Origin of the sequence: Bacillus sp. 3a (assembly GCF_017161885.1) — a bacterium.
GTDB classification, from domain to species: domain Bacteria; phylum Bacillota; class Bacilli; order Bacillales; family Bacillaceae; genus Bacillus; species Bacillus safensis.
Genome location: NZ_CP067376.1, coordinates 3183815 through 3196309, shown reverse-complemented (window position 1 = coordinate 3196309; position 12495 = coordinate 3183815). Strand labels below are relative to the sequence as shown.

Genomic DNA, 12495 nt, shown 5'->3' with positions numbered 1-12495 from the left:
TGCTAAAAAATTGGAATCTTTTTGGTTATCAATCTATATTTGTTACAATGAAAGGTTATCCATTTCATATGATGTGAAATAATTCTGAATAATCATTGAAACGAACCCATTTATCCGCTAAGATAGCATCAGATTCAACCATTAATGCAAAGCGAAGGGGAGATTCCATATGAAAATATTGTACAATGGAGATTTCATTGAAAAAAAGGATGCACATATTGATATTGAGGACAGAGGCTATCAATTTGGTGACGGAGTCTATGAGGTCATCCGTGTATACAATGGTACTTTGTTTACGTTAAAGGAACATACAGAGCGTCTGTTCAAGAGTGCAAAGGAAATTGGCATTCATCTGCAAGGTACAGTATCAGATATGGAAGAAAAGTTACAACAGCTCGTCGCTCACAATCAATTAACAGATGGCGGTGTGTATATTCAAGTCACGCGGGGTGTCGCCCCTCGTAAACATCAATATAGTGATTCTCTTACTCCTCAAATCACGGCATATACGTTCCAGGTGAAAAAGCCTGTTCAAGAGCAGGAAGCTGGGGCAAAAGCCATTTTATCTCAGGATCTTCGCTGGTTAAGGTGTGATATCAAAAGCTTAAACCTTTTATATAACATCATGGAAAAGCAGAAAGCATCTGAAGCTGGTGCGTTTGAAGCAATCCTTGTGAGAGATGGTTTTGTGACCGAGGGAACCTCCTCGAATGTATATGCCGTGATTGATGGCGTGATTCGTACTCACCCTGCAAACAATCTCATTTTAAACGGCATTACTCGTAGAAAGCTGCTGGAGGTATGTGAGGAAGAAGGGTGTACTGTTGAAGAAACTCGTATAAGCAAAGAAGAACTGCTGCGCGCTCAGGAAATCTTCATCAGCTCGACGACAGCTGAAGTCATTCCGATTGTTGAAATAGATGGCGAGCCAGTAGGGGAAGGCGTTCCAGGCAAGCTGACAAAGCGCGTACAGGAAGGCTTCCAGCAAAAAATTAACCATGAAAGTGAAGCATCGATCTCTTCATAAATAAAAAAAGGCTGTAAACTAATGTTTACAGCCTTTTGTGATGCATTTATTTCACAATAAGCACAGGTATATCTGATTTTGCTGATAACTTTTCACTCACACTGCCAAACAGCATTTTTTTCAATCTGCTTTGGTCACGTGCTCCCATGACGATGAGGTCTGCTGATATTTCCTCCGCATATTCGATAATCGCTTCCGCTGGTTCTCCTTCTACAATTTCAATGGCAGCCTCAAACTGCTCCTCATTTAAAAGCATTCTTGCTTCCGCAACGACCTCTTCTGTATGGTCTTCAAAAATCAAGGGACTTTGCTGTTCATCATGAGGTACATATACAGGGGGTGTTTGAAGATCTGCCGTACCGCCGCCGATATAAGCTCCGCCAGTCATTGGGCGCGGCACATCAAACACCTGTCTGTCTGTTTTGCCATCATGTGCATAGGTAACGGTCAGCTTGGCATGTAAGGTTTTAGCTAAAGCGATTGCCTTTTTTAATGCTTTCTTACTGTCTTCATGTCCATCAAACGCAACGACCATCCGATCAGCTTGAAACAATGTCCTCATTCCTTTCAAAAGGAGTCTTTACACTCATGGTATACCCGTTAATAGAAAAAGATACACATGAAGGGGAATGATTTTTGTTAGAAAATTTCATTTATTGAAAAATATTTATTGACAAAATAGTGACAGGCGCTATAAGATAAAAAAAGATTCAAGAGCCAAAAGGAGGAAATGTCATGTGCAACATTGGAAGAATGAAATCAAACTGCATGAATGGGTTGATTCACGTGACAATTACACCTTCATTGGTCATGGAAAAGGAACTCGTCTGTTCCAATTGATCGGATGAATCAAGGCGTATGTTGCGTATTTGTCAACATGCGCCTTTTTACATGACGAAAAGAGGCGTACCAGCCAGCTGGTGGCCTCTTTTTTTGTTGAATTCATTTCGCATTTCGAAATAAAGGGATGAAAAACAACAAGTAAATGAAGAGGAGTGAAAGCATGTGAACATGCCAAAATCAAGACAAATGACAAAAGCTCAAAAAACGAAACAAGGTGACTTGCAGGAAAATTTAGAAAGCGGCTAGCTTGAAAAGGAGAGACAAACATGTTTTCAGTATTTGCGAAATTAGGCTGGTTCTTTAAACAAGAGTGGAGGCGTTATACGATTGCTATTACGCTCCTGCTCATTGTGAATGTGCTTGAAATGCTGCCGCCAAGATACCTTGGCCAGGCAGTTGATGACATTCGTTCTGGTCAATTTACAACATCCAGTATTGTGTTTTATGTGACCATTTTTTGCTTACTAGGTGTCGTCGTCTATACACTTACATATTTTTGGATGTATCAGTTATTTGGCGGCGCAAATGTCATGGAGCGTGTGATGCGTGGGAAACTGATGCGCCACTTGCTTAAGATGACGCCTACCTTTTATGAAAAGAAAAAAACCGGCAACTTAATGGCATTAGGTACAAACGACTTGAATGCTGTGGCCTTAACAACAGGCTTTGGCGTTCTGACCTTGGTTGATTCCACTGCTTATATGCTGATGATCTTCTTTACGATGGGGCTGACGATTAGCTGGAAATTAACCTTAATGGCGATTATTCCTATGCCGCTGATGGCGCTCTTGATTGCGTTTTATGGAAGCAAAATTCATGAGCGCTTTACAGTCGCTCAAGATGCATTTGGTGATATGAACGATCGCGTTCTTGAATCAGTGGCAGGTGTCCGGGTCATTCGGTCTTTTGTGCAGGAGAAACAAGATGTCGAACGCTTTCGAGAAATGACAGATGATGTATTTCAAAAAAACATGCGAGTGGCGATCATTGATTCTTTGTTTGAGCCGACAGTGAAATTACTTGTGGGGATCAGCTACTTAATCGGAATCGGCTACGGAGCCTATCTCGTGTTCCAAAGTGATTTAACCATTGGGGAGCTTGTTGCATTTAACGTCTATCTTGGCATGATGATCTGGCCAATGTTTGCGATCGGCGAATTGATTAATATTATGCAAAGAGGAAATGCGTCGTTAGACCGGTTAAATCATACACTCAGCTACAAGCCGGACGTAACAGATGCTGCTCAGCCGAAAACGTTACAAGAGCCTGGAGATATTGAGTTTGATCATGTGACATTCAGATATCCAACCTCATCTAAAGATAATCTCATTGATGTGTCCTTTACCGTTCGAAAGGGGCAGACGATTGGGATTACAGGCAAAACGGGAAGCGGCAAAACGACCATTGTCAAACAGCTTCTGCGCCAGTACCCGGCAGGTGATGGGCAAATCTTGCTATCAGGTGTTCCGATCCAAGACATTGAATTAGATCAGTTATTTCAATGGATCGGATATGTACCGCAGGATCATATACTTTTCTCAAAAAGCGTGGAACAGAATATGCGCTTTGGTCATCGTGACGCGAAACAAGATGAGTTAGCACAAGCAATCAAAGATGCTTACTTTGAAAAGGATTTACGCCTTTTACCAGAGGGTCTGGAAACTATGGTTGGGGAAAAAGGTGTGGCGCTGTCAGGCGGACAAAAACAGCGAATATCCATTGCACGTGCTTTATTAATTGATCCAGACATTTTAATTCTGGATGACTCATTGTCTGCGGTAGATGCAAAAACAGAAACCGCTATCCTAGAAAATCTAAGGCAAAACCGTCATGGCAAAACGACGTTTATTACAACTCATCGCCTATCAGCTGTTGAACATGCCGATCTCATTCTTGTTATGGAAGAAGGGCGCATTGTCCAAAAGGGCACCCACAACGAGCTCATCCAGCAGGATGGGTGGTACAAAGAACAATTTTTGCGTCAGCAGCTAACAAATCAGCTGGAAGGAGGGGATGAGGCATGACAACAGGAAGAAGACTCCTTGCCTACGCACTCCTATATAAGAAAGTATTGTCTGTTGCCTTAATCTTTCTGATGATTGCAGTTGGTGCTGAGCTGACAGGGCCGTTTATTGGGAAGAAAATGATTGATGATCATATTTTAGGTGTAGAAAAACCGTATGTCGAGGTCAATGAAAAGACAGACAAAACCGTTTATTACCAGGGAAATAACTATATACGAAGCGATCGATTAAATAATGGAATGGATTCTGGAAAGCAAATCAATGTAGTGCAAGTCGGGTTCGGTTACTATTTTGTGAATGAGCCGATTCGTTTTGATGGAAACAGAAAAATATCGGGAGATCAGCTCACCATTGATAATGGGAACGAGCGTGAGACATATGAGGTACAGCGTTTATCAAAAGAGGAGATTTTCGCTTTTTATCAGCCAGAAATCAGTGGTTTGGTGCAGCTTGTTCTATTTTATCTAGGACTGCTCATCGTTGCGATTTTCTTTCAGTATGGGCAGCATTATTTGCTCCAGAGGATTGCAAATCGAATTATTCAAAAAATGAGGGTAGACGTATTTGAGCACATCCAAACGCTGCCGATCCGCTATTTTGATAATTTACCGGCTGGAAAGGTTGTCGCAAGGATAACAAATGACACGGAAACCATTCGTGATTTATATGTAACAGTCCTTGCAAATTTCGTGACAAGTGCTATTTACATGATTGGGATTTACATTGCCATGTTTTTATTAAATGTGAAGCTGGCACTCATCTGTTTGGTCGCTGTACCGATTATTTTCCTATGGTCGATGACTTATAGAAAGTTTGCATCGGTGTACAATCACCGCATTCGTTCGATCATCAGTGAAATCAATGCCAAACTAAATGAAGCCATTCAAGGGATGACAATCATTCAAGCCTTTCGTCATGAAAAAGCGACGCAGGAGGAATTTGATGAGCTGAACAACAATCACTTTCGATATCAGCGAAAGATGCTGCATTTAAATTCACTTCTTTCACATAACTTGGTTAATTTGCTGCGAAATTTAGCATATGTGGCGCTCATTTGGTATTTTGGTGGTGCTTCGCTAAGTGCGACAGGCATTGTGTCCATTGGTGTGCTCTATGCGTTTGTCGATTATTTAAATCGATTGTTCCAGCCGATTACAGGCATTGTGAATCAGTTCTCTAGGTTGGAATTAGCAAGGGTTTCATCAGAAAGGGTTTTCCGATTATTAGATGAACCAGGAACAGAAGTGGAAGAACCTGTTCAGAAGAAGCTGGAGGGACACGTTCAGTTCAAAGATGTCACCTTTGCTTATAATGAAGGGAAAAATGTCTTAAAGAACATTACGTTTGAAGCGAAGAAAGGTCAAACGGTTGCACTTGTGGGGCATACTGGTTCTGGGAAAAGCTCGATCATGAACTTGCTGCTGCGTTTTTATGACATTCAGCAAGGAGACATTCTCATAGATGGCGAAAGCATTTATGATCAGTCGCGTCAAACGCTGCGTAAACAAATGGGCATTGTGCTGCAAGACCCGTATTTATTTTCTGGAACGATTGCCTCCAATGTGAGCTTAGGGAATGAAGACATCAAAAGAGAAACGATTGAATCCTCATTAAAGCAAGTAGGTGCCGCAGAGTTATTGAAGCACCTGCCAGAAGGCTTTGATGAACCAGTCGTTGAAAAGGGAAGCACCCTTTCCTCAGGGGAACGTCAGTTGATTTCATTTGCGCGCGCATTGGCGTACGATCCAGCGATTTTAATTTTAGATGAAGCCACCGCGAACATTGATACAGAAACAGAAGCGATCATTCAGCGGGCGCTTGATGTAGTTAAAGAAGGACGAACAACTTTTGTGATCGCTCACCGATTATCCACTATTAAAAAAGCCGATATGATCTTGGTGTTAGAAAAAGGTGAAATCGTCGAGCGTGGCAGTCATGAACAACTCATGCAGCAAGAAGGGCTGTATGCACAAATGTATGAACTGCAAAAAGGTGCTGTTGCAAACAGCTGATGAATAGTAGAAAAAAAGAGCCTCATTCAATTGGAAGAGGCTCTTTCCTTTGCATGAAAAAGTCGAGGGTTATGTCCTCGACTTTTACTGGTTATATTGTTTGGACAGGCATCATCATCAATAAGCGATGCCGACGCGTTGATGTACAAACTCCTTCGAATTTAACTGCTGATATAAAAAGTGTGCGGTATCTTCAACTGAAATTTTCTTTCCATCTATAGGGAGAAAATCTTTCTCATAGCGATATGACCGTGTCACTTCTCCATCTGGTAAATAGGTTGGACAAATAATGGTCCAATCTAGATCAGTCGATTGAAGGATTTCAAACGCTTTCGCATGCTCTTTAGCTGCTCGGGAAGTGGTCCGCTTTGATTCATTTGTTTCAAAACGGTAGAGCTCCGGCTGCTGCCTTGCTTTTAAAATACCTGCTGTACCAATTGTAATAATTCTTGATGTATTCGTTTGCTTCATGGCTTGTACGATATGCTCCATTGAAACAGATAATGTATCATCACCATCTGTTGATAGACAGCTCACAACAATATCTGCTCCTTTGATTGTCTCAAGCACATCTTCTCGATTTCTTGAATTGCCGGTGACTTGAAACATACCCGCAAGCATTTCTTCCCGGTTTGTCCGAATCAATGAACGAACCATGTAACGTTCATCTACTTGAACGAAACGAAGAAATGCTTGTCCTACACGTCCATGAGCACCGAAAAGAGCTATTTTCATCTGTTCGATCCCTCCACTACATACTATAAGTGAAAAGAACCCAAATTGGTACAACTTTTATGTGATGCTTTTTTTATAAAGATGAAAGGACCGAATACTATGAGCATATTCACATAATAGAGAGATCCCTACAAATTGTAAAAGTTCAAAGTTCATACCAGAAAAAATGTCCATGAAGATCCGCTCCTTTCTACTACATGATATGAGCTGAAAGGAGTTTGGTGAGGGATAAAAACAAAAAAAGAAGACACCATAAGAGGTGCCTTCTATGATCCAGATATGAAATTAAGCTTTTGTTCCGCCAAGGTTTTGTTGAGCGAAAGACACAAGACGTTTTGTAATTTCTCCACCAACTGAACCGTTAGCACGAGCTGTAGTTTCTGCTCCAAGATTTACACCAAATTCAGAAGCGATTTCATATTTCATTTGATCGATCGCTTGCTCTGCTCCAGGAACTAGTAATTGGTTTGAACTATTAGAATTAGCCATGATGTGATTCTCCTTTTTGTATATGATTTGTTTTTTTTTGGTTGGGTTTGCTGGAATCGCACCAGCGAATGATCAAGTCATTTGCCACTTGGCGAAACCCAATGCAGTAACTGCTTTGTACTAAGTATTATGGTTATATCCGAAAAAAACATACGAAAAAAGAACATGGTAAATGTTGTGTTAACATACAAAAACCATCACCCAATGATGAGTGATGGTGCTGCTTATATATCTTTTTATTCTGCTGAGCGAATGCGCAGCTCTGTATCCGAATCAAAGAAATGGGCTTTGTTCATATTAATCGCAAGAGGGATAGACTGTCCGGCCTGTACATCGGTACGAGAATCCACACGTGCAATAAACGATTGACCATCGATAGAAGAATAAAGCATCGTTTCTGCCCCCATTAATTCAGCTACTTCTACGTCAGCATGAATTTTTGTGCCTTCAGACGCCTCTATAAATACTGGTTCATCGTGAAAATCTTCTGGTCTGATGCCTAAAATGACATCCTTTCCAATATAGCCTTGGCTGCGTAATACTTTCATTTTTCCTTCTGGTACACGAATATGAGTTTTTCCAACCGCAATGGCACCGTCAGAGAGCTTTCCTGTAAAAAAGTTCATCGCAGGTGAGCCGATAAATCCACCTACAAACACATTCTCTGGGTTTTCATATACATCTTTCGGAGCTCCTACCTGCTGAATAAAACCATCTTTCATGACAACAAGGCGTGTTGCCATTGTCATGGCTTCAGTCTGATCATGTGTCACATAGATAAATGTCGTTTGCAGACGCTGATGAAGCTTAGAAATTTCAGCACGCATCTGAACACGGAGTTTTGCATCTAAATTAGAAAGCGGTTCATCCAAAAGAAAAACCTTTGCATCACGTACAATCGCTCTGCCAAGTGCAACACGCTGTCTTTGACCTCCAGACAGTGCTTTTGGTTTCCTGTCTAAATATTGCTCAAGCCCTAATATTTTAGCGGCATTTCGAACCCGCTCATCAATTTCTGCTTTTGGAAACTTCCGAAGCTTTAATCCAAAAGCCATATTATCGTACACATTCATATGAGGATATAATGCATAGTTTTGGAAAACCATTGCGATATCCCGGTCTTTCGGCGCTACATCATTCATCCGTTTTCCATCTAACAGAAAGTCTCCTTGTGATATTTCTTCTAGACCTGCAATCATGCGAAGGGTTGTTGATTTTCCGCAGCCTGATGGACCAACAAACACAATAAATTCTTTATCTTCTATATGTAGATTAAAGTTGTCTACTGCTGTTACCTTGTTATCGTATACTTTATAAATTTGATTCAGCATCATTTCAGCCATTAGATGTCAGCCTCCTCAGTCCCTCTTTTTTTGAAAGCGCTTTACTAGTAAATAAAGTGTATAAAATGAGGAAGAGTCTGTAAATGGACAACGTGCACAACATCCTATTTTCATTTTTGGGCAGGGTGCTCATGTCTTCATTCTTTATGAAAGATCGAGTAGAGTCATCATCAAATAAGCAGCGGATGCTTCTGGAAAATGTCGTATATCTAGCCCAGTGCGCTCAATAAATTTATCAATTCGATATTGAAGACTGTTTCTGTGAACATATAACGCTTTTGCTGCCTTGGATGCGTTTAAATTACATTGCATATAAGTCATGAGAGTTCGGTAAACATCCCGGTCAAAGACCGCTTCTTTAAAAGCATCTGAAATAGCATGAGAGAGTGCGGATGCATCATAACAAATGAACGAAGGCAGGCATTGATAAAATGTGGCAGCCCCTGATCTAAGCTTTTCTCGCTGCATATGGTATAAAAATAGCTGTTGTTCATTTAATAACCTCATCTGTAAATGGTCATTTGGCAAATGCAGCTGTCCTTGTATAAAGACTGAGTCTGTTAAAAAATCACTTGTAATAGCCAGAGACAAATCATTTAACTGATCTAATTGACTGTTTTCTGATGTGGCATTTGGTTGAATCAGCATAGCTGTTTCAGGGCCTGTCCATATGAAATGAGTATGTTCGAGGCTGTTATTCACAGCCTCTTTTATTTGCTGTCTTTGTTCTTCTTGATGGATCATTTGAAAATAATAAACACGGACGGGATGTTGGACAGTTAGTGGCTTGTTTTCAAAAAGATAGCTGAACCATTTTTGTTCATCCTCGGTCTGCGCTTTTTGAAATAGATCAATTGGTGTAAGAAAAGAGTTGAGAAGAAGTGTTTCTCTTTCTGAAAGCTCCGATTTGTTTACTCCAAATATTTCGCCTTCGTCTGTTTGATACCAAAGAATTTGTTTGTCATGAGTAGGTGTGCTGATGATATGGTCTCCGTAAACAAGTTTTAATTTTTCTAACATGGCGGGGCTCCTTAAACAGTTTAATCATAGACATGGTACAGCATTAATTCGTGGATTTCTTCTTTTAAAGTTGGCTCAACTTCATGAGGCGGAAGGTGAGAGCCCCATTCAATGTCACCTGTTTTGTGGTAGATGCCTTCATAGTGCGCACCGTTGTGGAAAAAGGATATTTTCCAGCCTGGCAATTGTGCTTTCTTAAAAAGGGGTTTCCATTGAAAATGAGAAATCATATCATCATTGCCTCCTTGCTTTTATTGATGAAACAATAAACAAACACGACAACACGGAAACAACCTTGAACTTGATTTTATTGTATCTCATCTCATGAAAAGAGCATAGAAAAAGCATAGATTTATGAGCACTGACATGTGACAAAAAAGGGTCAGTAGACGTTCGCGTGATCTGAAGTGGTGAGTGCCGTTTTTGAAAGGTAAGATGCGTAATCCATGATTCTTTTCCCAATCAGCCATTCTGATTTTTTCAAAGAGACATGCTGGAAAATCTCTCGGCCAGGGCGAGAATTGGCTTCGAACATCCAAATTGCACCTGTTTGATCAATGCCTAAGTCAAAACCGATTTCACCAATATGCCCGGTCATTTTTTTATCTATCACCTGGCTAAGCATGATGGCAGTATGAGAAAGCTGCTGTAAAATCTGCAAACGTTTCTTTTCTTCTGGAAAGACAGCATAAAGTGTTTTCACCGTTCCCCCGTGTAACTGGTGAGTCGTGATGGTATGATCTCCAGAAACCTTTGCTGCTGCTGCTGTGACTGTCCAATCACCTTCTTTATTTTTATTCGTATGAACTCTGAAATCCATCGGTTGATTGTCTATTTGAAGAAGCTCAATGCCTTGTTGTGCAATAAAATCATGAATTGCATGATCATTTCGCAGCCTTTGAAGAAACTGATCTATTGAATCATATGGAATAGACCTTCCAAAATTTGAGAATACAGTGATTCCGTTGTTTTCCTTCTTTAACTGATAAATCCCGTCTCCATGACTTCCGTTTGTCGGTTTTAAGTATATAACTTGATGCAGATGGAGGAGTGTTTCAATTTTACTAAGAGCGTCCACGGGATCTAATTGTACAGAATGTGGGAGAAAGTACCATGTTTTTTCATCTGTTAATAGCTGTTCATGAATCTCCCATTTATTAAAAAAGTAAGGGTTGAACCAAGGGATATCATAGTCTTGGGTGAGCTTTCGCTTCGTTTCTTGAATGAGTGCCGACTGAGCAGCTTTTCTATTTGGAAGCCGGTCATAAATGACTGACGGAAGGGGAAGCTGTTTTTTAACCCATGAATCTTCGTGGTACAACAGTCCTTCTACAATTCCTTTTTCCCAATCAATAGAATGTGACCCAAAAAGATAGGCAAAACCAGGATGCTGCCTGAAAGAGTGCAGCAGTTTGATAAAAAATTCTGATCTCGTTCCTAATGGCTGTGTACTTTGCTCAAAACCTGCAGTGAAAATGCCCATCAACGGCCCTATAAAAAGTGTATGGTCAATGATGATCACATCAGCTTTTGATTGGTAAGGAATCAGTAAACCTCTGTATAGATCTTCAGATAATAAAATTTTATTTCGATGCTGATGATAGGAAATGTTGAAGCCATCTACTAAACGAGACCCTAGAGCAAGAGAATAGATGGCATCTTTCTGTTTATAATGGACGGGAAGATGAATTGTTTTTTCACTTGTGAGGTGTGGGGCGATGATGCAGCGCTTTCTGTTCATAAGAAACCTCCTTCGGTTGAGACTTTATCGATTGCGCATGTTCAAGAATGATACGAATCAATTCGTGTTCCTTCTCAGGATAAACTTTTAAAAAAGCGGACCGCCCTGGCTTTGATCTGATATTTGATATGAAAAGTCTGCCTTCACTTGTATGAAGTAAGTCTACTGCGAATTCAAAGCAAGGAGAGTAAGTTTTATCTATATAAGCTGGGAGTGATGCCTGAATGGATGTCATATCATCTAAAAGGAGTTCCTTGATGTGTGGCTGCAATGTATTTAGATAGTGTTCAAAGCCTATCACAGGAGCTGATTTTTGTGTATGACTTAAAAGACAATTTTCTGCAGGTGATTTTGTGTGAATTCCCATGTGTTTCCATTGATTTTGTGAATCTTTCATAAGGAAAATCTTGATTTCATTGAATAAAATTTCTTTTTGATCATTCGTGTTGAAAAATTGAAGGAAATACCGGCCTGCATATTTTTTGCACCAGCGCTCCAGCTCTGACGTACGAGAAAATGTAATGGTTTGATTGGAACTTAGTTGAACAGTAAATGTTGATTTGCCATCAAAGGAAATGAAGTAAGTAGATGCTGCATGCTGAGGGGAGAGAGGCTGCATTCTACAATAACCGCCAGCACCGTACTCCCTTACCATATTGATCAGGTCTGAGGGCTCTTTTAATAAAAAGCAGCCAGGTAAATATGGCTGTAAAGCAGAGAGGAGACGGAGCTGCTCAAAGAGCACCATTTTATTTGAAATGCCGGTATTCAAAAAAACTGTTTTTGGATATTTTTTTAGCCATTCCATGATGGGTTTTGCTTTTTTAGATTGTGCGTCATGCCGGTAAAGACATCGGTCATAAATCAAGTCGGGAATCGGAATTTGTGCGTCGGCAAACCCTTGGCCATTCGTATATGCTTGGCCTTGTATCAAATTTGAAGCCGGCTTTAAATCAAATGGTGTAAAACGAACAACCTCTAAACGATAAGAAGAGGCAGCTTTGGCGAGCTGCCGTGTGAATGCCTCTTCATACTGCGGAGAAAGGCTCGCAATACCTAATGTTGTCATTAAAAAACACCTTCTTTTCAACTTCTTTTTTTACCATCAAAAAACATTTTTTTATGATTTTACATAAAGCTTACGCTCCTTTATCATTACGACAGATCGCTTGATCATATGTCTCGCTGCATGCTTCATTTGCTTGGGAACTTGACAACAACTATAATACGTATAGATCAAAACAATAAACCTCGGGTGTTG

The 12495-nt window shown here is 40.4% G+C and carries 11 protein-coding genes; 3 read left to right on the top strand and 8 right to left on the bottom strand.

The window, feature by feature from the left end; translation table 11 throughout:
• The first annotated feature begins 169 nt into the window (after nt 1-169).
• Nucleotides 170-1027, top strand: coding sequence for a D-amino-acid transaminase (gene dat / locus JJ692_RS16285; protein WP_206533962.1), 858 nt, complete (start codon nt 170-172; stop codon nt 1025-1027).
• Nucleotides 1028-1073: 46 nt separating this feature from the next.
• Here dat and JJ692_RS16280 read toward each other — a convergent pair whose 3' ends face one another.
• Nucleotides 1074-1580: a universal stress protein gene (locus JJ692_RS16280; protein ID WP_025093324.1), complete on the bottom strand. Its 507-nt coding sequence runs from the start codon at nt 1578-1580 to the stop codon at nt 1074-1076.
• A 556-nt stretch (nt 1581-2136) separates the two neighbouring features.
• Between JJ692_RS16280 and bmrC the strand changes: the two genes are divergently transcribed.
• Both bmrC and JJ692_RS16270 read left to right on the top strand, forming a co-directional pair.
• Entirely contained in the window at nt 2137-3894 is a 1758-nt protein-coding gene (gene bmrC / locus JJ692_RS16275) for a multidrug ABC transporter ATP-binding protein BmrC (protein WP_034282232.1), read from the top strand.
• Entirely contained in the window at nt 3891-5906 is a 2016-nt protein-coding gene (locus JJ692_RS16270; RefSeq protein ID WP_111927066.1) for an ABC transporter ATP-binding protein, read from the top strand. Before bmrC ends, JJ692_RS16270 begins: the two co-directional genes overlap by 4 nt.
• A 117-nt stretch (nt 5907-6023) precedes the next feature.
• Here the strand turns inward: JJ692_RS16270 and JJ692_RS16265 are convergent, their stop codons facing one another.
• The 7 genes from JJ692_RS16265 to JJ692_RS16235 all read right to left on the bottom strand — a co-directional run bounded on the left by JJ692_RS16265 (nt 6024) and on the right by JJ692_RS16235 (nt 12303).
• A complete protein-coding gene (locus JJ692_RS16265) occupies nt 6024-6641 on the bottom strand; it encodes an NAD(P)-dependent oxidoreductase (RefSeq protein WP_073204529.1) in 618 nt (205 codons plus the stop codon).
• Between the two features lie 285 nt (nt 6642-6926).
• The gene (locus JJ692_RS16260) at nt 6927-7130 is read right to left on the bottom strand and encodes an alpha/beta-type small acid-soluble spore protein (protein ID WP_206533961.1); all 204 of its coding nucleotides are present in this window, start codon (nt 7128-7130) and stop codon (nt 6927-6929) included.
• Between the two features lie 236 nt (nt 7131-7366).
• Nucleotides 7367-8473, bottom strand: coding sequence for an ABC transporter ATP-binding protein (locus JJ692_RS16255; RefSeq protein WP_024425745.1), 1107 nt, complete (start codon nt 8471-8473; stop codon nt 7367-7369).
• Between the two features lie 144 nt (nt 8474-8617).
• Nucleotides 8618-9493 carry a helix-turn-helix domain-containing protein gene (locus JJ692_RS16250; RefSeq protein WP_024426580.1) on the bottom strand — a complete coding sequence of 292 codons (876 nt, stop codon included), beginning with the start codon at nt 9491-9493 and terminating at the stop codon, nt 8618-8620.
• A 20-nt stretch (nt 9494-9513) separates the two neighbouring features.
• Nucleotides 9514-9723 carry a YheE family protein gene (locus tag JJ692_RS16245; protein WP_151039230.1) on the bottom strand — a complete coding sequence of 70 codons (210 nt, stop codon included), beginning with the start codon at nt 9721-9723 and terminating at the stop codon, nt 9514-9516.
• 152 nt (nt 9724-9875) lie between these two features.
• The gene (locus tag JJ692_RS16240) at nt 9876-11234 is read right to left on the bottom strand and encodes a YheC/YheD family endospore coat-associated protein (protein WP_206533960.1); all 1359 of its coding nucleotides are present in this window, start codon (nt 11232-11234) and stop codon (nt 9876-9878) included.
• On the bottom strand, nt 11191-12303 hold the full coding sequence (locus tag JJ692_RS16235) for a YheC/YheD family protein (protein WP_206533959.1): 1113 nt from the start codon (nt 12301-12303) through the stop codon (nt 11191-11193). Before JJ692_RS16235 ends, JJ692_RS16240 begins: the two co-directional genes overlap by 44 nt.
• Nucleotides 12304-12495 lie beyond the last annotated feature (192 nt).

Excerpts from the sequence above, each read along its gene's own strand:
- JJ692_RS16235 (WP_206533959.1), bottom strand. The coding sequence starts at position 12,303 with ATGACAACATTAGGTATTGCGAGCCTTTCTCCGCAGTATGAAGAGGCA.
- JJ692_RS16265 (WP_073204529.1), bottom strand. The coding sequence starts at position 6,641 with ATGAAAATAGCTCTTTTCGGTGCTCATGGACGTGTAGGACAAGCATTT.
- JJ692_RS16245 (WP_151039230.1), bottom strand. The coding sequence starts at position 9,723 with ATGATTTCTCATTTTCAATGGAAACCCCTTTTTAAGAAAGCACAATTG.
- JJ692_RS16270 (WP_111927066.1), top strand. The coding sequence starts at position 3,891 with ATGACAACAGGAAGAAGACTCCTTGCCTACGCACTCCTATATAAGAAA.
- JJ692_RS16240 (WP_206533960.1), bottom strand. The coding sequence starts at position 11,234 with ATGAACAGAAAGCGCTGCATCATCGCCCCACACCTCACAAGTGAAAAA.
- JJ692_RS16255 (WP_024425745.1), bottom strand. The coding sequence starts at position 8,473 with ATGGCTGAAATGATGCTGAATCAAATTTATAAAGTATACGATAACAAG.
- JJ692_RS16260 (WP_206533961.1), bottom strand. The coding sequence starts at position 7,130 with ATGGCTAATTCTAATAGTTCAAACCAATTACTAGTTCCTGGAGCAGAG.
- JJ692_RS16250 (WP_024426580.1), bottom strand. The coding sequence starts at position 9,493 with ATGTTAGAAAAATTAAAACTTGTTTACGGAGACCATATCATCAGCACA.
- bmrC (WP_034282232.1), top strand. The coding sequence starts at position 2,137 with ATGTTTTCAGTATTTGCGAAATTAGGCTGGTTCTTTAAACAAGAGTGG.
- dat (WP_206533962.1), top strand. The coding sequence starts at position 170 with ATGAAAATATTGTACAATGGAGATTTCATTGAAAAAAAGGATGCACAT.